The organism is Dolosicoccus paucivorans, assembly GCF_900100125.1.
GTDB classification, from domain to species: domain Bacteria; phylum Bacillota; class Bacilli; order Lactobacillales; family Aerococcaceae; genus Dolosicoccus; species Dolosicoccus paucivorans.
This window is the reverse complement of record NZ_FNEL01000025.1, coordinates 1-26,036: the sequence shown is the minus strand read 5'-3', so window position 1 is coordinate 26,036 and position 26,036 is coordinate 1. Positions and strand designations below refer to the sequence as shown.

General features: G+C 39.1%; 22 protein-coding genes, 1 tRNA gene and 1 pseudogene. 6 read left to right on the top strand and 18 right to left on the bottom strand.

Annotated features, from left to right (window positions below; genetic code table 11):
- Nucleotides 1-358: 358 nt before the first annotated feature.
- From BLR79_RS04970 to BLR79_RS04945, 6 genes are all read right to left on the bottom strand, one after another.
- Nucleotides 359-2,530 (bottom strand): Tex family protein, encoded by a 2,172-nt coding sequence (locus BLR79_RS04970; RefSeq protein WP_092085456.1) that lies wholly within the window; start codon nt 2,528-2,530, stop codon nt 359-361.
- A gap of 40 nt (nt 2,531-2,570) precedes the next feature.
- Nucleotides 2,571-3,317, bottom strand: coding sequence for a metallophosphoesterase family protein (locus BLR79_RS04965; protein WP_092085454.1), 747 nt, complete (start codon nt 3,315-3,317; stop codon nt 2,571-2,573).
- 24 nt (nt 3,318-3,341) lie between these two features.
- The gene (locus BLR79_RS04960) at nt 3,342-4,592 is read right to left on the bottom strand and encodes a glutamate-5-semialdehyde dehydrogenase (protein WP_092085452.1); all 1,251 of its coding nucleotides are present in this window, start codon (nt 4,590-4,592) and stop codon (nt 3,342-3,344) included.
- Between the two features lie 11 nt (nt 4,593-4,603).
- Nucleotides 4,604-5,404: a glutamate 5-kinase gene (proB, locus tag BLR79_RS04955; protein ID WP_092085450.1), complete on the bottom strand. Its 801-nt coding sequence runs from the start codon at nt 5,402-5,404 to the stop codon at nt 4,604-4,606.
- 69 nt (nt 5,405-5,473) lie between these two features.
- Nucleotides 5,474-6,634 carry an MFS transporter gene (locus BLR79_RS04950; RefSeq protein WP_092085448.1) on the bottom strand — a complete coding sequence of 387 codons (1,161 nt, stop codon included), beginning with the start codon at nt 6,632-6,634 and terminating at the stop codon, nt 5,474-5,476.
- A 21-nt stretch (nt 6,635-6,655) separates the two neighbouring features.
- Nucleotides 6,656-7,798: an MFS transporter gene (locus BLR79_RS04945; RefSeq protein ID WP_092085446.1), complete on the bottom strand. Its 1,143-nt coding sequence runs from the start codon at nt 7,796-7,798 to the stop codon at nt 6,656-6,658.
- 202 nt (nt 7,799-8,000) lie between these two features.
- Here BLR79_RS04945 and BLR79_RS04940 point away from each other — a divergent pair, with 202 nt between their 5' ends.
- Nucleotides 8,001-9,179 carry a coenzyme F420-0:L-glutamate ligase gene (locus BLR79_RS04940; RefSeq protein WP_092085444.1) on the top strand — a complete coding sequence of 393 codons (1,179 nt, stop codon included), beginning with the start codon at nt 8,001-8,003 and terminating at the stop codon, nt 9,177-9,179.
- A gap of 102 nt (nt 9,180-9,281) precedes the next feature.
- Nucleotides 9,282-10,259: an acyltransferase family protein gene (locus tag BLR79_RS04935; protein WP_092085442.1), complete on the top strand. Its 978-nt coding sequence runs from the start codon at nt 9,282-9,284 to the stop codon at nt 10,257-10,259.
- 146 nt (nt 10,260-10,405) lie between these two features.
- On the opposite strand, the gene BLR79_RS04930 is transcribed toward BLR79_RS04935, so the two are convergent.
- From BLR79_RS04930 to BLR79_RS04920, 4 genes are all read right to left on the bottom strand, one after another.
- The gene (locus BLR79_RS04930) at nt 10,406-11,881 is read right to left on the bottom strand and encodes a carbon starvation CstA family protein (protein WP_092085440.1); all 1,476 of its coding nucleotides are present in this window, start codon (nt 11,879-11,881) and stop codon (nt 10,406-10,408) included.
- Between the two features lie 174 nt (nt 11,882-12,055).
- A tRNA-Val gene (locus tag BLR79_RS04925) sits at nt 12,056-12,128 on the bottom strand.
- A gap of 48 nt (nt 12,129-12,176) precedes the next feature.
- On the bottom strand, nt 12,177-12,326 hold the full coding sequence (locus tag BLR79_RS09045; RefSeq protein WP_159427601.1) for a hypothetical protein: 150 nt from the start codon (nt 12,324-12,326) through the stop codon (nt 12,177-12,179).
- Nucleotides 12,327-12,418: 92 nt separating this feature from the next.
- Nucleotides 12,419-13,042, bottom strand: a complete 624-nt coding sequence (locus BLR79_RS04920; protein ID WP_092085438.1) for a DUF937 domain-containing protein — start codon at nt 13,040-13,042, stop codon at nt 12,419-12,421.
- A 312-nt stretch (nt 13,043-13,354) separates the two neighbouring features.
- On the opposite strand from BLR79_RS04920, the gene BLR79_RS04915 reads away from it, so the two are divergent.
- The 4 genes from BLR79_RS04915 to BLR79_RS04900 all read left to right on the top strand — a co-directional run bounded on the left by BLR79_RS04915 (nt 13,355) and on the right by BLR79_RS04900 (nt 17,877).
- Complete coding sequence (locus tag BLR79_RS04915) at nt 13,355-13,987, top strand: GntR family transcriptional regulator (RefSeq protein WP_159427600.1); 633 nt, start codon at nt 13,355-13,357, stop codon at nt 13,985-13,987.
- 106 nt (nt 13,988-14,093) lie between these two features.
- Nucleotides 14,094-15,335: a quaternary amine ABC transporter ATP-binding protein gene (locus BLR79_RS04910; protein ID WP_092085434.1), complete on the top strand. Its 1,242-nt coding sequence runs from the start codon at nt 14,094-14,096 to the stop codon at nt 15,333-15,335.
- Between the two features lie 14 nt (nt 15,336-15,349).
- Nucleotides 15,350-17,047 carry an ABC transporter permease/substrate binding protein gene (locus tag BLR79_RS04905; protein ID WP_092085461.1) on the top strand — a complete coding sequence of 566 codons (1,698 nt, stop codon included), beginning with the start codon at nt 15,350-15,352 and terminating at the stop codon, nt 17,045-17,047.
- 86 nt (nt 17,048-17,133) lie between these two features.
- Entirely contained in the window at nt 17,134-17,877 is a 744-nt protein-coding gene (locus BLR79_RS04900; RefSeq protein WP_092085432.1) for a TatD family hydrolase, read from the top strand.
- On the opposite strand, the gene BLR79_RS04895 is transcribed toward BLR79_RS04900, so the two are convergent.
- The 8 genes and pseudogenes from BLR79_RS04895 to BLR79_RS09040 form a co-directional block, all read right to left on the bottom strand.
- Nucleotides 17,851-18,798: a nucleoside hydrolase gene (locus BLR79_RS04895; protein ID WP_092085430.1), complete on the bottom strand. Its 948-nt coding sequence runs from the start codon at nt 18,796-18,798 to the stop codon at nt 17,851-17,853. The genes BLR79_RS04900 and BLR79_RS04895 overlap by 27 nt on opposite strands.
- Before the next feature lie 58 nt (nt 18,799-18,856).
- Complete coding sequence (locus tag BLR79_RS04890; RefSeq protein WP_092085459.1) at nt 18,857-19,600, bottom strand: ABC transporter ATP-binding protein; 744 nt, start codon at nt 19,598-19,600, stop codon at nt 18,857-18,859.
- Nucleotides 19,581-20,561, bottom strand: a complete 981-nt coding sequence (locus tag BLR79_RS04885) for an ABC transporter substrate-binding protein (RefSeq protein ID WP_092085428.1) — start codon at nt 20,559-20,561, stop codon at nt 19,581-19,583. The genes BLR79_RS04890 and BLR79_RS04885 overlap by 20 nt, the downstream gene beginning before the upstream one ends.
- A complete protein-coding gene (locus tag BLR79_RS04880; RefSeq protein WP_200778865.1) occupies nt 20,558-21,328 on the bottom strand; it encodes an ABC transporter permease in 771 nt (256 codons plus the stop codon). Before BLR79_RS04880 ends, BLR79_RS04885 begins: the two co-directional genes overlap by 4 nt.
- Nucleotides 21,329-21,678: 350 nt before the next feature.
- Nucleotides 21,679-22,572 (bottom strand): LPXTG cell wall anchor domain-containing protein, encoded by an 894-nt coding sequence (locus BLR79_RS04875; RefSeq protein WP_092085424.1) that lies wholly within the window; start codon nt 22,570-22,572, stop codon nt 21,679-21,681.
- 239 nt (nt 22,573-22,811) lie between these two features.
- A complete protein-coding gene (locus BLR79_RS04870; RefSeq protein WP_092085422.1) occupies nt 22,812-24,428 on the bottom strand; it encodes an LPXTG cell wall anchor domain-containing protein in 1,617 nt (538 codons plus the stop codon).
- Between the two features lie 202 nt (nt 24,429-24,630).
- Nucleotides 24,631-25,437, bottom strand: coding sequence for an LPXTG cell wall anchor domain-containing protein (locus BLR79_RS09115; protein ID WP_200778864.1), 807 nt, complete (start codon nt 25,435-25,437; stop codon nt 24,631-24,633).
- 42 nt (nt 25,438-25,479) lie between these two features.
- Nucleotides 25,480-26,036, bottom strand: a pseudogene (locus BLR79_RS09040) (thioester-forming surface-anchored protein); the annotation flags it as partial.

Below are 26,036 nucleotides of genomic sequence, written 5' to 3'. Positions count from 1 at the left end.
ATGAAGACTTTCTTAAGGAAGTAACCTTCAAGCGAAATATCATTCCACGTAAATCTCTTAACTACTACACTCCCCTGGAGGTTTTCTTGGCCCATCTTTTGGATCAAACACCTGGATATTATGCCAACCACTTAAGAAATATGGTTTCATCAAGCACCTGACTCCTCAAGAGTCGCTAGCGCTTTTCCTCTTGACCAGCCAGGAGCTTGATGAAGGGAGTTGTTTAAGGTGGTTAGCACAAGTATGTCACCAAGTTCAATCACTCATAATATAGTGTAGAAATTTCTAACTTAAATTGACAATCGAGAATAATAAAAAGTATGAGCTCATCCATTGATGTGCTACCCAGACTTTTCTTTTATTCTTTAGTTTTTAATCGCTTTAATCCGATACGGTTAGCGTCCAAATCAAGTTGAATAATTTCTACGTCAACAATATCTCCTACGCTAACTACATCTAATGGGTGATTGATATAGCGATCCGATAGTTGAGATATATGGATCAATCCGTCTTCAGAAACTCCGATATCCACAAAGGCACCAAAGTCCACCACATTGCGAACCACTCCTTGCATTTTAAGACCGACCGATAAATCTTTCATCGATAAGACGTCTTGTCTTAAAATAGGTGTTGGTTGAGTTTCACGAATATCATATCTTGGATGCTTTAATGCATCAAAAATATCTTCTAATGTTTCTATTCCTAAGTCGTAGTTTTTTGCAAGTGTTTGAATATCTTGTTCATCCAAAATAGCCACAGCTTCTTTTGACCCAATGCTATCTAATCCAATTCCTAATTCATCTAAAATAGTTTCTGTTACTTTGTATGATTCTGGGTGAATACTCGTTTGGTCTAACGGATTTTCTCCATCAGTAATCCGTAAGAATCCAACCGATTGTTCAAAAGTTTTCGCTCCTAAGCGTTTAACATCTTTTAATTGCTGACGGTTTGTAAAGCGCCCCATTTCGTCTCGAAGTTTGACGATATTATTCGCTGTTGCTTTAGTTAAGCCAGAAACGTGCTGTAGTAAAGAAGATGAAGCAGTGTTCAAGTCGACTCCTACTTGGTTTACTGTAATATTAACAACAAAATCTAACTGATCTGTTAACTGTTTTTGAGGTAAGTCGTGTTGATATTGGCCCACTCCGATTGATTTAGGATCGATTTTAATGAGTTCGGCTAATGGATCTTGCAAGCGTCTAGCAATACTAATGGCTGAACGTTCTTCCACGGCTAAGTCTGGGAATTCTTCACGAGCCAGTGAACTGGCTGAATAAACAGAAGCACCCGCTTCGTTAACCACTAAGTAATGGACTTTGCGGTCGATTTTTTGAATTGTTTCAGCAACAAATTGTTCTGACTCACGGCTTGCGGTTCCGTTACCGATCGCAATGACATCGACGTTATATTTTTCAATAAGTTTAATGAGTTCTTTTTGAGCTTTATCTTTTGCTCCAGCTCCGGAAGTATGTGGGTAAATAATCGCAATATCCAATAATCTTCCTGTCTCGTCGACAATGGCCAGTTTACAGCCACTGCGATAAGCTGGGTCAAACCCCATCACTACAAAACCATTTAATGGCGGTTGAAGTAAAAGAGACCTTAAGTTGTCGCCAAAAACATCAATCGCTTGACTATAAGCTTGATCAGATAAGTCATTACGCAACTCACGTTCAATAGCTGGTGCAATAAAACGCTTATAGCCATCTTCAACTGCAGCTTCAACAATCGGCAATTGATGTTCATTTAACTCTTCACTAATAAAGTTCCGGTTTAAGTAGTTAAAAATTGGTGCTTCATTCACATCAATTTTAACGGATAAAACATCTTCTTTTTCAGCGCGGTTAATTGCTAAAACACGGTACAATTTTACTTTATTGACAGGTTCAGCGTATTCATAGTATTGCTGATAGACTTTATTAGCATCTTTTTCTTCGTCCTTTAGCGTCGTCACTAATTGACCGTTATAAAAAATGTATTTACGAATAAATTCACGGTAAACTGCGTTGTCCGACACTTGTTGAGCAATAATTTCGTGAGCACCTTTTAATGCTTCTTCAGCACTTTCAACTTCTTCATTAACAAACTTTAACGCATATTCTTCTGGATGAGTCATCGTTGCATCAGGAATTTGTAACCAATCAGCTAAAGGCTCTAGCCCTTTTTCGATAGCTTGTTGCGCAAGGGTACGGCGACGTTGTTTAAACGGTCGATAAATATCATCGAGCTGTTGTAAGGTAGTCGCTTGATTAATTTGTTGAACTAATTCGTCAGTTAATTTATCTTGTTCATCAATTAAACGGGTCACATTTTCTTTTGTTTCCATTAATTGAGTCGCATATTCATACTGTTTATGAATCGCGTCAATTTGTACTTCATCTAAAGACCCTGTTTGCTCTTTTCGGTAACGAGCAATAAAGGGAATAGTGTTGCCTTCATCTAACAATTCAATAACCTTTTGCACGTGGCTTTTTGAAACGTTAGTTGATTTCGAAACTTGTTGAATAATTGAATGATCTAATTGTGTCATATCTATCCTTCTTTCATGTCACAGTCATTCTATTATACCATTAATTTGTCAGTGACGGTTTAATTTGATAGCAACTTAAAATCTTATCATGATCAATTTTTAAACCTATTAAACGACTTGACGGCAATTGATACACCGCACCTCCGTCGATCCCCCACATTCCTTGACGGTAAAAAAGACTTCTTTTAATAACAGAAGGTGGAAAGTATTGAATCGGCGTATGACCAAATATAAATTGTCTACCTGTTTTATTTTCGCCTTCAAAAAAAGGTTCACGAATCCAAATAAAATCTCGTTTGGTTGACTGGCGCCAGTCGCTAAGAGATAGATCTACACCTGCGTGAACACAGATAAAGTTTCCAAACTCGTAGTAGTAAGGCAAAGAGTCCAGCCACGCCATCAGCTGAGGATGATTGTCGTTAATTGTTTCAGCAATTTGTACCGGACATTTCATGGCAGGTTGATCTGAAGACGATGCCTTCACTCCTAGAAGTTGCTGAATCGTTCCCCACCCGCCATTTTGTATATAATGTTCCATATTTTCCCTAGGATCTTCTAGAAAGTTTAAAAGCATTTGTTCATGATTTCCTCTTAAACAAATCGCATCATATTCATTTTCAAAATACCAAATACCGTTTAAAACGGACAAACTATCGGGACCACGGTCGATGTAGTCCCCTAGAAAAATGAGTTGTTCTTCTGGTTGATGGTGGGCTAATAACTGTCGAAAAGGTTGATACATCCCATGAATATCACCAATAACAAAAGCATTCTTCTTTGTATTCACTGATTTATCTCCTTTACCCTTTCTTTAGCGAGTATGTCCATCTCCTTGAACCGTATATTTATAACTTGTTAAAGCTTCTAGTCCCATTGGGCCACGAGCATGCAGTTTTTGAGTACTGATTCCAATTTCGCCACCAAAGCCGAAGACTTCACCGTCTGTAAAACGCGTCGAAGCATTGACATAAACAGTGGCTGAATTAATATCATTCATAAAGTTTTGAGCCACTGAATAGTCTTGCGACACAATCCCGTCGGAGTGGCCTGTTGAATAATGCTCAATATGATCAACCGCTTCGTCATAACCATCCACTAGCTTAACAGCTAACGCTAAGTCTAAATACTCTTGGTGAAGATCTTCTTCATTTCCTTCTTGTGACTGCGTTAAATACTCTTTAGCTGAACCAACGGCTTTAATAACGACACCTTCTTGAAGGAGTTCTTTTTCTAATGATGGAAGGAGATCTTTTGCTACACTTTGATCAACCAGCAATGTCTCTACCGCATTACAAGCTGACGGATAGCTCAATTTAGCATTCATTACAATGTCATGGGCTTTTGATAAATCAGCTGCTTGATGGACGTACAAGTGACAATTTCCAACTCCTGTTTCAATAACCGGAACTGTGGCTTGACGAGAAACGGCTTTAATTAATCCAGCTCCTCCACGAGGAATGAGACAGTCTAAATAGTCATCCATCGTCATAAATTCTGAGGCTACTTCTCTAGAAGTGTCTTCAATGAGTTGAATGGCTTCTTTAGGCACTTTCGTTTGCGCTAATCCTTCTTGTAACGCATTTAAAATGGCTTGGTTACTATGAATCGCTTCACTTCCTCCGCGTAAAATAACCGCGTTACCTGATTTTAAGCATAATGCTGAAGCGTCTGACGTAACGTTAGGGCGAGACTCATAAATCATGCCAATCACACCAAGAGGAATGATACGTTTAGTAATTCGTAATCCATCCTCATTCACCCACTCATCGGCTACTTGACTTAATGGGTCAGGTAATTTAATGATTTTTTCAATACCTTGAGCCATTCCTTCTATCTTTTCAGCCGTTAACGTTAATCGAGCAATGAGCGCGTTCGTTAACCCATTATCTTTTCCGTTTTGAACGTCTTTTTCGTTAGCGGCTAAAATAGTTGCTTCGTGGTTTCTTAACGTATCTGCCATTGCTTGAAGTGCTTCATTTTTAGCGTGACTGGGTAATGTTCTTAAAATACGCGCCGTTTCTTTTGCGTTTTTACCTAACTTTGTTAAATCGTATGTTGCCATTGTTATTCTCCTTATCGTTTAAATAGTGTACCGATTGTTTCGCCTTCTAATACATTAAATAACTTGGTTGGATTTTCAGCACTCATAATAATCATCGCCTGATCATTATTCAAAATGCGCTCGGCTGCTTTAATTTTAGTCGCCATACCACCGCGAGCAAATTCAGACCCTACCCCGCCGGCCATATCATGAATTTCTTGGGTAACTTCTGGAACGTGATCAATCTTTTTAGCATCTGAATAGACGGCTGGGTTTTTATCGTATAACCCATCCACGTCACTCATAATAACTAATAAATCTGCTTGAGCAATTTGTGCCACAATCGCTGATAGAGTATCGTTATCCCCAAATTTAGTAGGATGCTTTAATTCATCTGTAGCAACGGAGTCGTTTTCGTTAATAATCGGAACCACTCCCATATCAATTAAACGATCCAGTGCGTTATGACAATTCTCATATGAAACAGAATGATCTACGACATCTCTTGTTAAAAGAAGTTGTCCGACTCGGCAACGGTAATGATCAAAAAACTGACTATATAAAGCCATCAATGCACTTTGACCAATGGCTGATAACGCTTGTTGATCAGGAATTTCAGTAGGGTACTCTTTAATTTCTAAATAACTTGCTCCCACTCCAACTGCTCCTGAAGTCACTAAAATGATTTCATAGCCTTGTTGACGCAAAGTAGCTAAGACAAAGGCTAGACGATCTAGCATTCGGTAATCCACTTCTAAGTGATTTTTCATAATTGAATTCGTCCCGACTTTAACAACAATTCGCTTAACTTTTTTCATAATTTCTCGTGACATCTCATTGCTCCTTAATGTTATTTTATTATATTTTAACAAACTTCTTGTAAAACGGAAACTTTTCGCCGTCTAACGCCCCGGTCTATAAAGGCTTGTAAAAGCTAACACCAGTCCTGCGGTCATTAAAAGTAACAAAATACCAAACAACAATAAGCTACGAACATGAGAAAGATAAAGAATCATCCCGCCCAATTGTGTCCCGGCCATAATCGCAAAGTTAAACGCACTGGATTGAATCGCATTACCCACGGCTTGTCCTTTAGATAAGTTGCGCGCGATCGTTGCTTGGTATAAAGGAGATAGCGCCCCATACCCCATGCCCCATAAAACAAAGGCCACGAGTAAAATAGCCGTTTGATTTGGGAATAAAAAGATTAACGTTAACGCAATTAAACCGGCACTGACAATGCCTAAGGTCGTTTGTTTTAAATAACGATCAGAAAATCGTCCTGCGATCATCATTGATAAAGCAGACCCAATTCCGTGTAGAAGTTGGGCTGTTGATACACTGGTAAAGCTTGTATATTGAATAATATCTAAAATATAAACATAGACAGCGTAATGAGCCATAATCGAAAAGACCGTTAAAGCTAAAATCTTTAATACACTAGAGTCCTTAACCACTGTAAAAGGCGACGTTTCCTTTGATGGAGCTTCTCCTTCCACAGTAGGAGCAAAAAAGTACACTAAAATAATATCAATGAGCGCAATGGCTGCGATTAGCATAAAAACAAAACGCCAACCAAAGTGTTGACCCACGTAAGTCGCAAAAGGGATTCCTACAATAAGCCCCACTGTCGCCCCCGTCATAATGGTCGTGACAGCTCGCCCAGCTAAACTGGGGTGAACAATTTTCATCGCGTAAGCGGCTAACATTGGCCAAAACGCCCCCGCAAAAGCACCACCTAAAAGACGCACTAAAAGCATTAAATGATAGTTCGTTAACACACCCATTAAAAGATTGGCAGTCATATAAACACTTAAAATACCTAACAACAGGCGCTTACGAGGTAAATGACCACTCATCGAGACAATGGGGATGGCTCCAAAAGCTGAAGCTAAAGCATAAAAGGAGACTAAGCGACTCGCTTGTTGTTTTGTAATCGCTAAACTCATTTCAATTTCGTATAAAATTCCTGGTGGCGCTAGTTCAGCCATAATCGCCATAAAAGGCGCCATAGCCAGTACCATGAGCGTGAACCAAGGAAAGTTTCTTTCTGTTGATTCCATTCAATCGTCCTTTCTTTTCAATTAACGCGTCCGGTAAGCAATAAAACTACCGGTCACCAACAACAGTGCCCCATAAATTAATAAGGCTATACCATTGTTATTAAAAAACAACAAAACACTACTTGCTGCAACGCTTCCTAACATAATCGATACGTCAAACGTACTGGTCTGTAAAGCATTCGCGATGGATAAACCAGTATGAACTCGGCGTGCCATCGCAGCTTGGAAAAGGGTTGATAACGCACCATTGCCCATCCCCCATAATAAAAAGGAAACATATAACAAGGCCGTTACGTTTCTAAAAAGAATTAACATCACTAATCCAACGGCGCCCACTCCAATAAAAAGAGGGGGCAGTTGATACAAATAGCGATCAATAAAGTAAGAAGCAATCATAATCGCCACTGCACTTCCAACACCATATAACAACTGAGCTTGAACAATGCCTCCGGTAAACTGCAACGTATCTACTAATAAGCGAATATAAATATAAACACCGTAATGAGCCATCACTGACAGAACTGTTAATAAAAGTGTCACTTTGACGCCGGGAATTTTTAAAATGGTTAACGGCGAATGTTCTTTTTGTAGAGGTTCTCCTGGCAAATTAGGCAGGAGCCATTGACCTAACAGTAAAACAACTAACCCTAACCCACTTAAAATATAAAACTCCACACGCCAACCAAATTGTTGACCTAAAGACGTTAATAAAGGAAGCCCTAAAAGCATACCAATCGTCGTTCCAGACATAACAACAGAAATCGCTCGCCCACTCAATTCTTTAGAAACAATTCCCGACCCGTAAGCGGTGATCATCGGCCAAAAGGCGCCGACACAAATACCCCCAACGATCCGTGCAGCTAGCGTCAACCAATACGCCGTCGACCAAGCGACGACTAAATTCGTCACAATATACCCTAGAAGTAAAGCGGAAAACATTTTTTTACGATTTAAATGAACCGTTCGCATACTAATAGGAATCGCAAATATTGCTGAAGCTAAAGCATAATAACCAACTAAAGAGCTCGCTTGAATATCACTGACCCCTAAACTTTGGGCCATCTCCGGCAAGACCCCAGGAGGAGCTAATTCAGCTAAAATTGCTAACACTGTGGATAAAGCCATTAATAATAATATGAAAATAGGAAACTTTTCTTGTTTCACCTTCTTCACCCTTTCTTTTTCGAATAAATCCTAAGCTAGTATAACATTAAACCATCTAGGAAAGATTATTTTATAGTGAAAAATTGAACGCTCACTTTAAGGTATTGATTGTAATTTATACCATTTATGCTAGAATACATACGGATAAATACTACACTATCCAACGCTATTAGCGTTATCGTAAAAGAGAGTTGGAATACTTATGGAACGATTAATTGGAACAGTGACTCGAGGCATTAGAACGCCGATTATTAAAGAAGGCGACGATTTAGTTCAAATTGTTACAGATTCTGTCATTAACGCATTAGACGCCAATAACGTCACCATGCAAGATCAAGATATTGTCTGTATTACGGAATCTCTTCAAGCAAGAAGTCAAGGAAACTTTGCTACGATTGATCAAATCGCAAAAGATGTCGCATCAAAATACTCAGGAGAAATTGGGATTGTCTTTCCAATCCTTTCAAGAAACCGTTTTGCGGTCTTATTAAAAGGGATTGCTAAAGCCGGGTTAAAGCTACATATTTTACTATCTTACCCAGCTGATGAAGTAGGCAACCATTTAATGGATGAACGCTTATTAATGAATCAAGGCATTAACCCTTATACTGATGTATTAGAAGAAGCTGATTATCGTAAAATGTTTGGTGATGATGTTCGCCATACCTTTACTGGCGTAGATTACGTTAACCTTTACAAAGAAATCGCACCAAACTGTGAGATCCATTTATCCAATGATCCTCAAACGATTTTAAACTATACTGACCAAGTACTTATTTGTTCAGTCCATGACCGCGAACATATTAAAAAATCGCTAAAAGATTCCGGTGCTTCAGTCGTTTATGGATTAGACGATCTATTAACAGAACCTGTCGACGGATCGGGTTATAACCAAGAATACGGCCTTTTAGGAAGTAACACCGCTGACGAAACGAGTGTCAAACTCTTCCCAAGAGATTGCCAAACTTTAGTTGATGCCGTGCAAGAACGTCTACAAGAACATTCTGGTAAACAAATTGAAGTCATGATCTACGGAGATGGGGCGTTTAAAGACCCAGTTGGGAAGATTTGGGAACTGGCTGATCCGGTTGTCTCCCCTGCTTACACCAGTGGATTAGAAGGGACTCCTAACGAAATTAAAATTAAATATGTGGCTGATAACGAGATGAAACATTTATCTTCAGATGAATCTACATCATTAATCCGCCAAAAAATTAAAGAAAAGCAACAAAATGAATCCGAAGATTATACTATTGGAACCACTCCTCGTCGCCTAACCGACTTAATCGGAACACTAGCTGATTTAACGTCTGGTTCAGGTGATAAAGGAACTCCGGTCGTTTATATTCAAGGCTACTTTGATGATTACGCATCTAATTAATTTAAGAGAACTCCTAGGAGGGAGTTCTTTTTTTGTTATTTATTTCACCCTTTCACTCTATTTCGGTATAATTAGTGTAAGGTTACAACTAAGGAGATATATATGAAAAACTATTCATTAGATGTACTGAAATTCGTTAGCGCCTTAATGGTCGTCGTCATTCATGCCGGATCCATTACGACCGCATTAGGTCACGATGATTTTACAAATTATTATTGGTATCGTCATTTACTCAATCTAGCCGTCCCGATTTTCTTTGCTTCTTCAGGATTTGTTCTAGCCAATAAATCCAATCAGCGCATGATAAAATACGCCATTGATTTATTTAAATTATTTTTACAATTTAGTCTTTTTTATATTATTTGGGATTTTATTACCATTGGCATTGACGCGTTAGCTCTTCCTTCAGGCAACTTTTCAGACTTTTTTGATGCGTTTCAAATTGAACACTTACAAAAAGGAACCTTTGGCAAATACCATTTATGGTGGTTGTTAGCAGCGAGTCAATCCGTAGGGATTATGTATTTACTGCGCAAGGTAAGTTTAAAGCCTTACCAAATACTCAGTTTAAGTATTGGAGTCTTTGTTTTATGGCATACAGACACCATTCTTCCCGTTCAACTACTCGCCTACGGCGGGTTAGCTCAAGGCTTTTTATTTACTTCCCTTGGATACTTTATTGGGTGTTCTTCATTTAAACGCAAACACGACCTAACTATTGCTTTAATTTTAATGGGACTCTATTGGGTCTCCAGACAGTTTTTTGCGATTCACTACTTAGAAGACATTTTATGGTTCTTTATCGTCTTAAGACTGTTACGTTGGGTGAAATTTAACCCAGGTAAAAAACGCCGGGCAACGTCTCTTAAAAAATATGCGGATGCCACTTATTTACTGCACGTCGCCTTTTTAGAACTATACCGACAAGTCGTTCAATACGTTCCGGGGTTAGCCATTGAATCTGATGGGGTGCGAACCATTGTGTTAACCATCTTAGCCTTTATTTTTTCAGTGATGTTTTATCCAATGATTCAAAAATATTTAAATCTATGGATGCGTTGGCAATTAGGACGCATTTAATACAAAAACGCCGAAGAGGTACTTATAAATGACCTTTTTCGGCGTTTGTTTAATTTTCCACGGTAAATAAGGAATCGAAAGAGTCCTTTTAATTCATGACTAAATAAAAAACTCTCTAGCTCCTTTGAACTAGAGAGAAAGAATGATTAAAACAATTCAGGGTATAATTCATTAATCGGTAAATGATCATTAAACAACGGATCTGTTGCATCTTTCGTTTCTTTTAGTGTTTTAACCCGGTGTAAGAATAGAGCTAAAATACCCGCCGCGATAGCTAAACTGAGCCAATAAGATAACTGCATTGGTAAACCAAAACCAATCTTTTCAGTTAATAAGTATAAAATAACTAAATACAACATGGCGCTGGCTGGAACTAAAGCGTTTAAGAAACGTTTACCTTTAAGCATTAAATACGCAGAAGCGACAAATAAAGCAATGACCGCTGATACTTGGTTCGCCCATGTAAAGTAACGCCATAAAATATTAAAATCAATAAACATTAACGCAAAGCTGACCGCAAAAATAGGTAAGGTTACACTTAAGCGGTTCTTTAAGGCAGATTGGGCATAGCCGATATAGTCCGCAATAATCATTCGTAAACTTCTAAAAGCAGTGTCTCCTGAAGTAACCGGTAGGACGATGACCTCAATAATCGCAATCGTTCCCCCAATTGGACCTAACAAGCGTAAAGCAATGTCACTGACTGCTGCTGCAGCGGTTCCTTCTTTAATAATGTTGCTTAACACTTCGCCTTGGTATAAAGCCATTCCCGCAGCGGCCCAAATCATCGCAATAATCCCTTCACAAATCATGGCGCCGTAAAAGACCCAGCGACTTTCAGATTCATTTTCAACGGTACGAGAAATAATTGGACTTTGAGTCGCATGGAATCCCGATAAAGCACCACATGAAATTGTAAAGAATAAGCCTGGAACAATCGGCACACCGTCTGGATGCATATTTTGTAACGTTAATTCTGGCACATTATGAATATTACCACTTGTAAACAAGGTAATCCCTACGGCCACACAAGCAAAGAGCAAAATCGCACCAAAAATTGGGTAAATGCGTCCGATAATGGTATCAATCGGTAAAATCGTTGACAAAATATAGTATAGGAAAATAACGCCCACCCAAAACTGATGGTTTAACGTTGTCGGTGTAAGACCAGCAAGCAAAGAAGCAGGAGAGGTAACAAAGACCGTTCCAACTAAAAGTAATAATAAGGCCGCAAAAATATTGACAATATGCTTTGTCGCATTTCCTAAATACTTTCCTGCTAACTCAGGTAAGTGAGCTCCGTTGTTTCTTAACGAAATCATCCCCATATAGTAATCATGGACTGCTCCCGCAAAGATATTTCCTAAAACAATCCAAATGAAAGCTACTGGACCGTACAACGCGCCCATAATGGGACCGAAAATAGGACCTGTTCCGGCAATGTTTAATAACTGAATGAGCCAGTTTTTATTTTTGTTCATAGGAACAAAGTCACTGCCGTCTTCTAAAGCTTTTGCTGGAGTTTGCCTCGTCGGTTCGACGCCAAAGTTTTGATAGATGACTTTGGAGTAGAAAACATAACCTAAAATAAGCAAAATAACGCCACCAATAAACGTATACATACAACAACACCCTTTCTGTTTTGTATAATTGGTAGGCGAAAGCTTGCTTTAGGTGAAGTTATTCACAAGAAAAGACATGTGTAAGCAAGCTTCGCCTAGCTCTTACACACTTATTGTAGCAAAAAACCCGAGATAGCAGAAGTAAAATCCTCGCTATCTCGGGTTTTTTATGAATGGTCCTTGTAGGGCTCGAACCTACGACCCCCAGCTTGTCGAGCTGGTGCTCTCCCAACTGAGCTAAAGAACCGTCAACATCTATTACTATACCAGGTTTAAATTAAAAAGCAAGCTTTTCTTAATCTTTTTTATTCTTTAACTCATTTTCTTTCTTTTTTGCTTCGGCTTCTTGAACTTCTTCTTTAGTAATATAGACTCGGTTTTGCTTTCGGGCTATATCTTTTAAAAAATCATCCATAGAAAATTTCCATTCCTTGTTATTTGTCATTTTCTCTACACTCCTTTTCTTTTATTATAGCGAACAGAAATGCTAGATGCACCTACAAAAATAACCTGCTGGTCAAACCAACAGGTTACTCATTATGAAAAGTAATCTAAAATATTTCCAACAATACTTCCAGACTGTTGTGGTTTAGAGGTCGAGTTGCCCTTTAAAATATTACTTAACACATCACCAATGACGCCACCATTTTGTTTTTGTAAGCGATCGTTTACTTCTTCCACCGCAACGTTCGTTTCACGTTGGACGCCGCGTTGGTCTAAGTTTTGGTTACGTTGACGGTCAGCTAAATATTTTAAGACGATGGGCGCTAAAAGAATCATGACTCGTTTAACGGCCGCTTCGTCGATACCAATAATGTTACCAATTTTTTGGTAAATATTTTCTTCTTGTTGTTTTGTTTCAAAGACATGACCTAAAATTTTGTCACCGTCTTGTGGGTCCACATGTTGAGTCATTTCTTCAGGAGATTGGTATTGGCTAACATCTTGATGCTTTGTAAGGGCGTCAACAAGAGAGCCTAAACCAGCATCGCTTTGAGTGTTGCGGTTAATTTGTTTTAAAATAATGGGTAGTCCTAGCGCTGCGACTTTAGCAAAATCACTCGTACTTACGTCCGCACGTTGTGCTAATTGTTGTTCTTGGCTGTTTGAACCTAAAAATAAGTCAATCAATTGACTGGCATTGCCAAATAATCCGTTCATAATATAGCCTCCTTTAGTGCTTTACTATCGTTCTATCTTCATTATAGAAAAACATTATAGCTTAAAGCAATAAATACGCTTTCAAGCTCACTTTCACGGGAGCGGAGAAAAAGAATAGTTTTAAAATTTAGCTCCCATTACTCGTGATATATAGTATAACACCTTCACTCAACAACTCTGTTGCCACTGGGCGACAGTTTGTTAAACCTTTATAACAAAATGATAACACCGGTTATAATCATTCAAATGTTGACCCTTCTTGCGCCTTCGTTGTATGATTTAGATGAAGAACATACCTTTGGAGGTGATTTGATGCGTAAAATTCGCTCACCCTTATATCAAAAAATTGCGATTGAACTCGCGCGGCAAATTAAAGACGGCATTTACCAAGAAGGAGAACGTTTATACGCGCGTTCCATGATCGCTGAAGCGTTTGACGTCTCACCGGAAACCGCTCGTAAAGCTGTTAACGTTTTGGTTGATTTAGGCATCATGAGTGCCTATCACGGCAGTGGAACCTACATTACTTCCGCTCAAAAAGCGACGGCCTTTATTAAACAACACGAAGCGAGCCAAGCGATGAAACAAATGGAACAATCCATCGCCGATAGTATTGCTAAACAAGAAAAAGAATGGCTTCATATGAAAGATCAATTACGTCAATTAATGAATCACCGCGAAAGTGCCTACACCCATAACCCATTTATTCCCTTTGAATTGCACTTAAATGACCAAGCCGATCATTTAGGTAAGAGATTAAAGGAGATGAATTTATGGCAACAGACTACCGCAACAGTCGTAGGAATTCTTCATCAAGGTCACTTAGTTTTATCCCCTGGTCCTTACGCTCAAGTCTTTTCGGGAGACACTCTTTACTATATTGGAGATGAGGAATCTTCATTAAAAATGCGAAACTTTTTCTACGGTGATACTCAGCCAAAGTAACCCCTTACACGCGGTGTAACGGGGTTTTTCTTTTTTGACTAAGTGACTATTTCGTGTTAGCGTAAGATAGTCACTTAAAATACAAACAAGAAAAGGAGTGCTTTGTTTGGCTAAAATAGAAGTTAGACATCTAACGAAAATATTTGGTAAAAAAACACAACAAGCCTTACAAATGATTCAAGACAAAAAAAGTAAAACAGACATTTTAGAAGCGACAGGATCAACTGTCGGTGTCTATGATGCAACTTTTGACGTTCATGAAGGTGAAATCTTTGTCATTATGGGATTATCCGGTTCAGGTAAATCAACCTTAATTCGCTTACTCAACCGTTTAATTGAACCAACATCGGGTTCTATTGAAATCGATGGCCAAGATATCGCTAAAGTAAGTAAAGAAGAATTAATGAATATTCGTCGTCATAAGATGAGTATGGTCTTTCAAAACTTTGGCCTTTTCCCTCACCGAACAATCTTAGAAAATACACTGTATGGTTTAGAAATTCGTGGTGTGGATGAAGAAGAACGCATTCAGCGCGCAGAAAGAGCTTTAGATAATGCTGGACTATTGGCCTTTAAAGACCAATTTCCACAACAATTATCTGGAGGAATGCAACAGCGTGTCGGCTTAGCCCGTGCACTAGCTAATGACCCGGAAGTGTTATTAATGGACGAAGCGTTCTCAGCGCTAGACCCACTCATCCGTCGCGAGATGCAAGACGAACTGATTGAATTACAACGTGAAGTTAAAAAGACAATCATTTTTATTACTCACGACTTAAATGAAGCGTTACGTCTCGGTGACCGAATTGCTTTAATGCGTGACGGACAAATTATGCAAATTGGTACGGGAGAAGAGATCTTAACGACCCCAGCTAACGACTATGTTCGTGAGTTCGTTGAAGAAGTGGACCGTTCGAAAGTCTTTACCGCTCGTCATATTATGATTCCAGCTTATTCTATTAATGTGGACCACGACGGACCTCACGTTGCGTTAAATAATATGCGCCACAATAACTCGAGCTTATTAATGGCCGTAGATAAAAACGGTAAACTGCTCGGCTACATTCACGCAGAAGACTTAATTAAGTTTAGAAAACAAGGCGGTACGGACTTACACGAAATTATTCGTGGTGAAGTAACCATTACTCATCCAGACGCTTTAGTTGAAGAACTATTTGATATTATGACTGATTCCCCTGCCCCAATGGCTGTTGTGGACGATAACGACCGCTTATTAGGAGTCATTATTCGTGGAACTGTTTTAAACGCATTAGCAAAAACGGAAGGCGACTTTCCACAAGTCTACCAACCAGAGCGTTTAGCCATTCATGAGGAGGAGATCAAATAGTGAACGCATTTTTAATGAGTCCCATTCCTGTTGGCCAATGGATTGAATCGTTAACCAACTGGCTAACACGAAACTTGTCGGGACTGTTTTCAATACTACAAGTCATTGGTGACTTTTTAATGAATAATATGAGCCAATTGTTATTGGCCATTCCACCTTTACTATTTATCGCATTAGCGACAGTAGGTGTCTATTTTATTTCACGTAAAAAGTGGGGCTTTACTGCTTTTACACTGATTGGTTTATTATTCATTTATAACCAAGGACTATGGAACCCGTTAATAGAGACATTGACACTTGTTACTATTTCTAGTTTGGTTTCCATTTTAATCGGAGTGCCTTTAGGAATTCTTGCTGCAAAAAGCGACACAGCACAAGCCATTATTCAACCGATTCTTGACTTAATGCAGACGATGCCTGGATTTGTCTATTTAATTCCAGCGGTGGCTTTCTTTGGGATTGGTCGGGTACCTGGAGTATTCGCTTCAGTCATCTTTGCCTTACCACCCACTGTTCGGATGACTAACTTAGGCATTCGTCAAGTCTCCCACGAACTTGTGGAAGCGGCAGAGTCATTTGGTAGTACATCAAGACAACGTTTATTTGACTTAGAGTTACCTCTTGCTAAATCAACGATTTTTGCAGGAATTAACCAAACGATTATGTTAGCTTTATCCATGGTTGTGATTGGATCGATGATCGGAGCACCTGGATTAGGTCGTGGCGTATTAACGGCACTGCAACGGGCAGATATTGGTAGCGGATTTGTTAACGGATTATCCCTCGTTATTTTAGCGATTATTTTAGACCGTGTGACTCAAAACTTAAACCGTCCAATTACTGAACAACGTTCAAAAAACAAACAACGTAATCGCTACATCACCTTAGGAGTCATTGGAGCGTTAATTTTAGCTTTAATTGTACCAACATTTTTAAGTGGTGGCGGAGGTAAGAAAGTCAACTTATCTTATGTAACATGGGATACTGAAGTAGCTTCTACTCACGTTGTGGCAACGATTTTAGAAGAAATGGGTTATGACGTAACCTTAACCCCATTAGATAACGCCATTATGTGGGAGTCCGTTGCTAAAGGTGAAGCCGATGCAATGGTCGGTGCGTGGTTACCAGCCACCCACGGCGCGCAGTTTGAGCAATACGGTGATCAACTTGATGACTTAGGCCCTAACTTAAATGGTGCACGCATTGGTTTAGTCGTACCGGAGTATATGGATGTTAACTCAATCGAAGACTTAACCGACCAGGCTGGACAAGAGATTGTTGCGATTGAACCAGGTGCAGGCGTTGTGATGGCTGCTCAAGATGCTCAAGCAACTTACCCTAACTTAAGCGATTGGGCTGTTGAAACATCTTCAACCGGAGCAATGACAGTCGCTTTACAACAAGCGCTGGAAAACAATAAAGATATTGTTGTAACCGGATGGTCTCCGCACTGGAAATTTGCTGCTTATGACTTAAAATATTTAGATGACCCTCGTGGTTCATTTGGTGGCGAAGAAGCAATCCACACAATGGCTCGTCAAGGTTTAAAAGATGACTTACCAGAAGTCTATGAATTACTCGATCAATTCAATTGGACGCTAGATGATATGGAAGCAGTCATGTTAGAAATTAATGACGGTAAAGATCCATATGAAGCAGCTAAAGATTGGGTTGAAGCTAACCGCGACGAAGTGGAACAGTGGAAACCTTAATTTTAACTCAAAGAAAAAAGATGCTCTTTAATCGGAGCATCTTTTTTTAGTACAATCATATTAAACCTCTCGAAAGGAGCTTTTCTATGTACATTAATGCCCATGAACATTTAAGTCATTATCCGACTTTACAAGATGGGTTGCGGCCTGACCAAATAACCCTTGCTAATACGATGAACGAAGAGGATTTCTTAAGCACTTATTCTATGCGAGGAGACACTGTCTTTGTCGGTTACGGCATTCATCCTTGGGAAGTGACGGAAGAGACGTCATTAGAGACGATCGAGTCTTTCGTTAAGCAAGCGGACTTTATCGGCGAAGTGGGGTTAGATTACCTTTGGGCTAAAGATAAAAAGTGTTACCCAAAACAACGGGAAGTGTTCGAACATTTTGTTAAACTGTCTAAAAAGCATCATAAATTTTTGAACATTCATACTAAAGATGCAGAAGAAGATGTACTAGCTCTCCTTCAAAAGTATCCCGAAGCCACTGGAATCATTCATTGGTACAGTGGTCCGCTAGAGTTAGTGGAAGACTTTTTAAACTTAGGTTATTACTTTACGATCAGTGTTGACGCGGGATATTCTTCTCTTACTGATCAACTGATTGATTTAGTATCTCTAAACCGTTTATTAACCGAAACCGATGGACCTGGAGCACTAGAATGGGTGAATGGACAAATCGGCAGTCCTGACTATATTCCTGTTATTATCGACTATATCGCAAAAAGAAAAGGACTTTCTTTTAATGAAGTAAAAGAAGCCCTTTATCAAAATATGGTGACTTTACTTAAAGAGTATCACTTAGTCAATGGCCCCAAGAACATCTAGTAGTTGTTGTTGGAAAGTATGTTCATTAATTTTCTCGCATACCCGCACGTTAGCTGGCTTTCCTAAGTCACTTTCTAAATCCACTAAGTTATAGCCTCGGGTTAGTTCGCCTTTCGTTTCAATATCAACGTAATACTTCGTTGCTTGTTCCATCATTGATTCATCTGCCATAATACCAGCCACCACTGAATCGGGACAGGTAATACCATCGACGCCTCGTTTTTTGAATTCAAAGTCACGAACATGTAAATTTACATCGAGGAAAAATTGAGACCCTTTTGTATTTAAAGCTCGGATATTTTGAATGTGGTCTTCATACATCACGGCGTGTTTTAAACACATATCCCACGTGACCATCGTCATCTCAGTCCCTGAATGAAGAACGATTTTAGCCGCTTCCGGATCCGTATAAAAGTTAAATTCAGCCACTGCATTAATATTACCAATGGCGTTGTTGACCCCACCCATAATCCAAAGATGTTTAATTTTAGGCACAATAGTTGGGTCTCGTTTAATAGCCATCGCAATATTGGTTAATGGAGCAATGGCTAATAGCTCAATCTCGCCGGGATGAGCGTGAATGGTTTCAATCATAAAATCAACGGCGTGCTTCGTTTCTGGTTGTTGGTTTGGGGCATCAAAGTTCGCATTCCCCATACCGTCTTCACCCATAATCCGTTCTTCTGTCCAGTGACTTTCGTCCATTAACGTCATTAAAGGCGATGCATGCCCCTTATAGACTGGCACTTTATAGCCAGGATTAGCTATTTGAATCGTATATAACGCGTTTTTAACTTGTTGGTCGAACTGGACGTTTCCTCCGGCAATCGTTACTCCTTCAACTTTAAAATAATGAAGAGCCATTAAAATTGCGGTTGTATCATCTCCAGCAGTGTCTGTATCAATAATTACTCGTTTCATCGTCTCACCTTACTTTTTTAATAAGCATACCATAAAAAAGAAGCCTTTCTAGGCTTCTTTAAATTTCACTAAGAATGCGACGTTTATACTCTAAAAAGGCCTGGCTTAATTCAAAGGCTTCCCCTTTCGGGCGCTGGATCTTTTCGTGAGCGGTTAATTGTCCTGGCGGTCCGGTCATCACATAAATTTCATCAGCTAAGTAAATCGCTTCATCCACATCGTGGGTAATAAACAACGTCGTTAAATTTAATTCTTCGTGCATCTTTTTGTACCAGTCATGTAAGTGCCGTTTAGTAATGGAGTCTAAAGCACTAAAGGGTTCATCGAGTAACACTACTTCGCTAGAGGCAATGTATGTTCTAAATAGCGCCGCTCGTTGTCTCATTCCGCCAGATAATTCGTGGGGATAAGCTTTTTCACTCCCTTCAAGACCAAACAGCTCAAAGTAAGGGGCCACTTGTTGACGAGCTTTTTCTTTAGGTAAGCCTTGTAGTCGTAAAGACAGACTCACATTATCAATGATCGTTAAATGCCCCAATAATAAGTCTTTTTGAAGCATATAACTAATATGCCCTGGCTTACCGGTAATGTCTTCACCCTTTAACAACACTTGACCCCTGTCTGGCACGGTCACTCCGGAAATGATATTAAATAGCGTCGTCTTTCCCACTCCGCTAGCTCCAAGTAAAGCGACAATTTTACCTTTAGGTACTTGAAAGGTAATATCTTGAAGAACAGGTTCATTGTTGTAGTATTTACTAACTTGTCCAATGGATAAGACGTTATTCTGGTAAATAGTCATTTGTAAATCCATATCCTTTAGGAATTTCTTGAGCAATTAAGCCTTCTTCAGCTAACCATGTATAGAAACGGTCCCAACGTTCAGCATCAATGTAGCCCCATTTCGGAGCATCGGCCACATATTTGTCCGCTAAATACTTTTGACTTTCAGTGACAATGTCTTGATCCAGTTCTGGGTGAGCTTCGACTAATATTTGAGCGGCTTCTTCAGGGTGTTCCATCGCAAATTCATAACCCTTTTTCACCGCTCTTAAAAAGGCTTTGACCACTTCCGGATTGTCTTTTAAAAATGCATTATTCGCAATAATGGTTGGTGTATAGTAGTCAAAGGTGTCGTTATAGTCAATAAATGGGAAGTAATTGACAGGAATGTCTTTAACTTGAGCAGCAATCCCATCCCAAGCGTAAAAGACCCAAATCGCATCAATATCACTTTGATCTAAATTAGTAATACTTGCTTGAGTATTATTTACCATTTCGACTTTATTTGGGTCACCTCCATCAGATTGAACAACGTTTTTGATGATGGCTTGTTCAACCATTGAACCCCAAGAAGCATAGCGTTTACCTTCCATATCTTTAGGACTTATAATCTCACGGTTTTTAGGTGAGATAATTCCTGATGTATTGTGTTGGATGACGGCTGCGATATTGGTCACTGGAAGAGGCGTTGATTGAGCGTAAGTTGATGCGAGACTATCTTGATAATCCATACCTAATTGAGCACTCCCACTAGCCACTAGAACTGGAGCACCATCTTCAGGTGGCATCATAATATTCACAGCCAATCCTTCTTCTTCAAAATAACCTTTCTCGGCTGCTACGTAGAGTCCGGTATGGTTTGTATTAGGCGTATAGTCTAACACAAAGGTTAATTCTTGGAGCTCCTCGGCAGATGCGGGTAAACTTAACCAAGGTAATAACATGACGACACTCATCACTTTAAATAACCACTGTTTCATTTTGTTCTTCCTTTCTGTTTCCAGGGAAGGGATAGATACTCTAATAAATCCACTCCCTTTAACAACACTAAACTTAATAAAGACACAACGACAATAATCGCAAACATCACGTCAAAGGCATAGGATTTTCTTGCTAAGGTCATGTACACCCCTAGCCCACTTTGTCCACCTAACCATTCCGCTACAACTGCAGCAACGACCGCGTAAGACGCCGACAGTCTTAAATTAGTAAAAAAGTAAGGCAGCGCGGTTGGAAATTTAACAAAGCGCATCATCTGCGTTGTACTAGCTTTCATGGACCGCATTAAACGAATCACTTCTTCGTCAACGGAATGAAATCCTTTAAGTAGCCCAATCGTAATCGGGAAAAAGGTCGTCAAAATAACGAGTAATACTTTTGGCAAAATACCATAACCAAACCATAACACTAACATCGGCGCAATAGCGACAGTGGGAATCGTTTGACTAATAATAAGCAGTGGATAAATCCCGCGGTGTAATAAAGGCACCCACTCCATAATAACTGCTAAGATTGTACCTAACCCGACACCTAAACTCATCCCCACTACAGCTTCATAGAGAGTGGTTTTAGAATGCATCCATAATAGCTGGCGGTTTTTGATTAGAGCTTGGCCAATCTGACTTGGACTGGGCAATAAATAATCAGCAATATACCCATTCATCACGATCCACTGCCAAAGAGCTAGTAATAGTAGAACCATCAGTAATGTACCGCCATAACGTTGTCTTATTGATTTGTTTTTCACAATAAAAAGAACCCCTCCCATCATAAGCGATAGAAGAGGTATAAATACGCATAAACTCTTGTGAGCGATTCATTCCTTACGCTAGCATTACCTAGTTCAAGTAAAGGGTCAGTCTTACCTTTCTCAGCCATTACAGCTCCCCTATCGTCTCTTATATTTAAAACTTATCACAATTTGAAAGCGGATGCAATGAATAGGACTTACCCTACAGCTCGTTCACCCTATTTTATTTCAACTATTTTAAAATAGCTATCTAAACATTGGTTGAGGTAGATGCTTTTGATTAATTTTTTAAAACAAAAACTCTAAGAGCCAAAGACTCTTAGAGTTTCATTTCGTATAGTTATAGATTAAGCATCTTTTTTGCTTTTACGAACAGCCATTAAACCAAATCCTGCAAGGAATGATAATGCTGCAGCACCAAAGAAGCTACGGTCACCTGTGTTTGGTAACATTTTTCCTGGTTTACCTGGTTTTTTCTTACCTGGAACTGGTTTTTTAGATTCGCTTTCTTCTGATGAAGATTCTTCAGATTCGCTTTCTTCTTTTGAAGATTTGCTTTCACTGCTTTCGCCTTTTGATGCCTCAGTTTCATCAGTTTCAGTTTGCTCTTGTGAGCTTTCTTGTGATGAGTTCTCGTCAGTTGACTCTACTTCATCTTCTTCAGAGCTTGCATCTTCTTGCTCACCGTCAACAAAGTAGTAAGTTAAACCTTCTGGTGTTGCATCAACGTTGAATTTGAACTCGCCAAATCCTAAGTCTTTACCAAATTGGTTAGCAACGACAACGGAAGCTTCTTCCATCGCATCCCAGTCAGTCCATGTTTCTGTTTGTAGTACTTCAAGGACATGTCCTTCTTCATCACGTACTTCATAAACTACTGTATATTCAGTTTCCTTCTCATCTTCTTGAACGAAGTAGTAAGTTAAACCGTCAGCTGTTGCTTCAACGTTAAATGCGTAAGAACCAAAACCTAATTCTTCACCGAATTGGTTTGCGACAACAACGGATGCTTCTTCCATTGCAGCCCAGTCGTTCCATGTTTCTGATTGTAATACGTTAATGACTTCGCCTGCTTCGTTACGCACTTGATAGCTAACGTAGTATTCTTCTTCAACAGTTTCTGTTTCTGCAACAGCCACGTTGTCTACTTGAGCTACTGGAGCATAAGTAATGTTAGCTGCAACAACTCCAGATAAAATTGCGCTTGTTAAAAATAATGGTTTAATTAAAGATTTTTTCATAGAAAATTACCTCCTATTAGTCAAAGCATGCTTATCCATGCTCTGGTTCATTGTATATTATAACACGTATATTACCAAAAACAATAAGAAAGATATCAAAATATTTAAATTCTCTTTATTTTTTCTAAGAAATCCCCCCACTAAGTGAATTTTAACACAAAATTTAATGAGGTCCAAATATCATCCATCTAAAAAATGTCTCTAAACTTTTGAAATTTAGAGACATTTATTTCATTCCATTAATCGTTATTTCTACGTGCCTTTACTAAACCTAATCCTGCTAGAAGGGATGAAGCAGCAAGGGTGAAGAAGCTATAATCACCTGTGTTTGGTAAAACTTTGCCATTTGTTTTGCCGCGTGACTTGTTAGTCGTCTTACCACGTGGTTTAGTTGTTGTCTTGCCGCGAGGTTTATTCGTCGTCTTATTTCGAGGTTTGGTTGATGGTTTGCTTGACGTTCTGCCGGATGAGTTATTGGATTTAGGTGATGATGCTGTCGACTTTTCCTTTGATGTGTCTTTCACCAAAGCTCTTCCGTCTTGAGCTACGGCACCGTCCTTAAACTTACCTGTTACATCTGCGTACTGTGCTAATGCGTCTTGAATGTCTTGTTCAGTAAGTTCTTCTCTATCAAGTCCAATTGTTTTCACTCCGTCATAATTAAAGTCTACATTCCATGTTCCGTCTTCAATTTGATAGACGTGGTAGCCTGTATACTTATCGTACTGATCGTTCCATCCGCTATCCATATGAATTTCAGCCGCATTAATAGCTCCCTCTTTTCGATCATAGCCACGGAATGTATCCATCTTTTTATTTCCATTGTCTTCTTTTTTATCTTTAGACTTTTTAGAATCTGCTTCTCCAGAACCACTTTCATTGTTATTGTCTGTTTTGGAAGCTTCTTTTGATTCTTCGTTTGCTTCACTTTCTTTAACATCTTCTTTTTCATCAGCGGATTCTTCTTGGGGCTCTTGAGTTTCATTTGAAGAGACTTCTTCTGAAGACTGTTCTTGAGAACTTTGAGCTTTAGCTGAGGAAGCTTCTTCGTTATCTGCTTGATCTTTAGATGCTGCTTCATCTTTTTGGATGAAGTAATAAGTTAAACCGTCATCTTTCGCATCAACATTAAACTTGTCTTCGCCAAATCCTAAATCCTTACCGAATTTCTTAGCTGTCTTGACGGATTCTTTCTCCATCTCATCCCAGTCGTTCCAAATTTCAGTTTGTAATTCTTCAACGACCTTGTCATCTTTGTCACGGACTTCATAGGTCACTGTGTATTCTTTTTGAATGAAGTAATAAGTTAAACCTTCTGAAGTTTCTTCAACGTGTAATTCATTTTCATCAAAATCTAGGTCTTTACCAAATTGTTTAGCCGTTTTAAGGGACTCTTTTTCCATTTCGTCCCAATCATTCCAAATTTCGGTGTGCAATACATCAACGACGTTGTCATCTTTGTCACGGATTTCATAGGTCACCGCATACTCTTCTTCAATAAAGTAATAAACAATGCCGTCCCCTGTTCCTTCAACGTTAAACGCATTTGTACCAAAGCCTAACTCTTCACCGAATTGGTTAGCAGTCGCAACAGATGATTCTTCCATCGCATCCCAATCGCTCCAAACTTCAGTTTGCAGTACTTCAATGACTTCGCCTGATTTATTACGAATTTCGTAACTTACCGTATACTCTTCTTCGACAACTTCTTCCTCTTCTTCATCGAAATCTACTTCTAACGCCTCTTCTGCTATCGCAACATTGGTTCCTAAAACATCATCAACATTCGTCACAACGACTCCCGATAATAGAACATTCGTTAAAAATAAAGTCTTCAGTAGACGACTCTTCTTCATGTCTCATTACCTCCATTAATTAAAATTATTTAAATATTAATCTATATTTGCCGTAAATTATACCAGTTTAAATTATAAATACAATAAGAATAATATCGAGATATTTAGATTTTATTATTCTGATAAAGTCCATATAATGGTGCAAAAACAAAAAGCCCCTAAGCTTTAAAAGCTCAAGGGGCTGAAAAATGATTCTCAATTATTATTTTCTTCTACGTGGGTTAACTAAACCTAAACCTGTAAGAAGTGATAATGCTGCTGCACCAAATAGACTGTAGTCACCTGTTTCTGGTAACTTGTCTTCACTTGAAATTGCTTTAGAAGCTTCAGCTTTTTCAGCTGCTGATTCTTCTTTATGCTCTTTTTCTGGCTTCATTTCTGGTTTTGTTTCGCCTTCTGGTTTTTCTTCCGGTTTAACTTCTGGTTTTTCTTCCGGTTTAACTTCTGGTTTTGCTTCAGGTTTTTGTTCAGGCTTAGCCTCAGGTTTAACTTCTGGTTTTTGTTCTGGTTTAGCTTCAGGCTTAACCTCTGGTTTTGTTTCAGGTTTTTGCTCTGGTTTAACCTCTGGTTTTACTGCTTTTTGGATAAAGTAGTAAGTTAATCCTTTATCAGTTGCTTCAACGTTAAACTTAAATTCGCCAAAGCCTAATGCTTTACCAAATTCATTAGCTACCACAACAGAAGCTTGTTCCATTGCTGCCCAGTCTTCCCAAGTTTCAGTTTGAAGTACTTTAATAACGTTGCCTTTTTCATCACGAACTTCATAAGTTACTTTATAAGTTTTCTTATCTTCAGGTTTCATTTCTGGTTTGGCATTGTTATCTGGTTTTACTTCTGGTTTAACTGCTTTTTGGACGAAGTAGTAAGTTAGTCCTTTATCAGTTGCTTCGACGTTAAACTTAAATTCACCAAAGCCTAAGGCTTTACCAAATTCGTTAGCCACCACAACAGAAGCTTGTTCTATTGCTGCCCAATCTTCCCAAGGTTCAGTTTGAAGTACTTTAACCACTTTACCTTTTTCGTCGCGAACTTCGTAAGTAGCAACGAATGTTTATTTTTCTTCTGGTTTGTCGCCTTCTGGTTTAACTTCAGGAGCTTGCTCGCCTGGCTTTTCACCTTCTGGGTTTGGTTGTGGTTCTTGCGGTTGTACCTCTGGTTGTTTCTCAGGCTCTTTATTCAGATCTTCTTCTGGTGCTGGTTTTTCTCCTTCACCTTCTGGGTTTGGTTGAGGTTCTTGCGGCTGTTCCTCTGGTTGTTTTTCAGGCTCTTTGTTTGGATCCTCTTCTGGTGCTGGTTTGTCTTCACCTTCTGGATTTGGTTGAGGTTCTTGTGGTTGTTCCTCTGGTTGTTTCTCAGGCTCTTTGTTTGGATCCTCTTCTGGAGCCGGTTTTTCTTCACCTTCTGGGTTTGGTTGAGGTTCTTGCGGTTGATTCTCTGGTTGTTTCTCAGGCTCTTTGTTTGGATCCTCTTCTGGTGCTGGTTTTTGTTGCTCTTCTTCTAATTTCTTAACTTCATCTTCTAGCTTTTGAGCTTCTTGTTCTTTTTCTGCTACTTTTTTAGTTGCATCTTCTAACGCTTTTTTAGCTTCTTCGACTTTCACTTCTGCAT

Excerpts from the sequence above, each read along its gene's own strand:
- BLR79_RS04970 (WP_092085456.1), bottom strand. The coding sequence starts at position 2,530 with ATGACACAATTAGATCATTCAATTATTCAACAAGTTTCGAAATCAACT.
- BLR79_RS04960 (WP_092085452.1), bottom strand. The coding sequence starts at position 4,592 with ATGGCAACATACGATTTAACAAAGTTAGGTAAAAACGCAAAAGAAACG.
- proB (WP_092085450.1), bottom strand. The coding sequence starts at position 5,404 with ATGTCACGAGAAATTATGAAAAAAGTTAAGCGAATTGTTGTTAAAGTC.
- BLR79_RS04950 (WP_092085448.1), bottom strand. The coding sequence starts at position 6,634 with ATGGAATCAACAGAAAGAAACTTTCCTTGGTTCACGCTCATGGTACTG.
- BLR79_RS04940 (WP_092085444.1), top strand. The coding sequence starts at position 8,001 with ATGGAACGATTAATTGGAACAGTGACTCGAGGCATTAGAACGCCGATT.
- BLR79_RS04935 (WP_092085442.1), top strand. The coding sequence starts at position 9,282 with ATGAAAAACTATTCATTAGATGTACTGAAATTCGTTAGCGCCTTAATG.
- BLR79_RS04930 (WP_092085440.1), bottom strand. The coding sequence starts at position 11,881 with ATGTATACGTTTATTGGTGGCGTTATTTTGCTTATTTTAGGTTATGTT.
- BLR79_RS09045 (WP_159427601.1), bottom strand. The coding sequence starts at position 12,326 with ATGACAAATAACAAGGAATGGAAATTTTCTATGGATGATTTTTTAAAA.
- BLR79_RS04920 (WP_092085438.1), bottom strand. The coding sequence starts at position 13,042 with ATGAACGGATTATTTGGCAATGCCAGTCAATTGATTGACTTATTTTTA.
- BLR79_RS04915 (WP_159427600.1), top strand. The coding sequence starts at position 13,355 with ATGCGTAAAATTCGCTCACCCTTATATCAAAAAATTGCGATTGAACTC.
- BLR79_RS04905 (WP_092085461.1), top strand. The coding sequence starts at position 15,350 with ATGAGTCCCATTCCTGTTGGCCAATGGATTGAATCGTTAACCAACTGG.
- BLR79_RS04900 (WP_092085432.1), top strand. The coding sequence starts at position 17,134 with ATGTACATTAATGCCCATGAACATTTAAGTCATTATCCGACTTTACAA.
- BLR79_RS04895 (WP_092085430.1), bottom strand. The coding sequence starts at position 18,798 with ATGAAACGAGTAATTATTGATACAGACACTGCTGGAGATGATACAACC.
- BLR79_RS04890 (WP_092085459.1), bottom strand. The coding sequence starts at position 19,600 with ATGACTATTTACCAGAATAACGTCTTATCCATTGGACAAGTTAGTAAA.
- BLR79_RS04885 (WP_092085428.1), bottom strand. The coding sequence starts at position 20,561 with ATGAAACAGTGGTTATTTAAAGTGATGAGTGTCGTCATGTTATTACCT.
- BLR79_RS04875 (WP_092085424.1), bottom strand. The coding sequence starts at position 22,572 with ATGAAAAAATCTTTAATTAAACCATTATTTTTAACAAGCGCAATTTTA.
- BLR79_RS04870 (WP_092085422.1), bottom strand. The coding sequence starts at position 24,428 with ATGAAGAAGAGTCGTCTACTGAAGACTTTATTTTTAACGAATGTTCTA.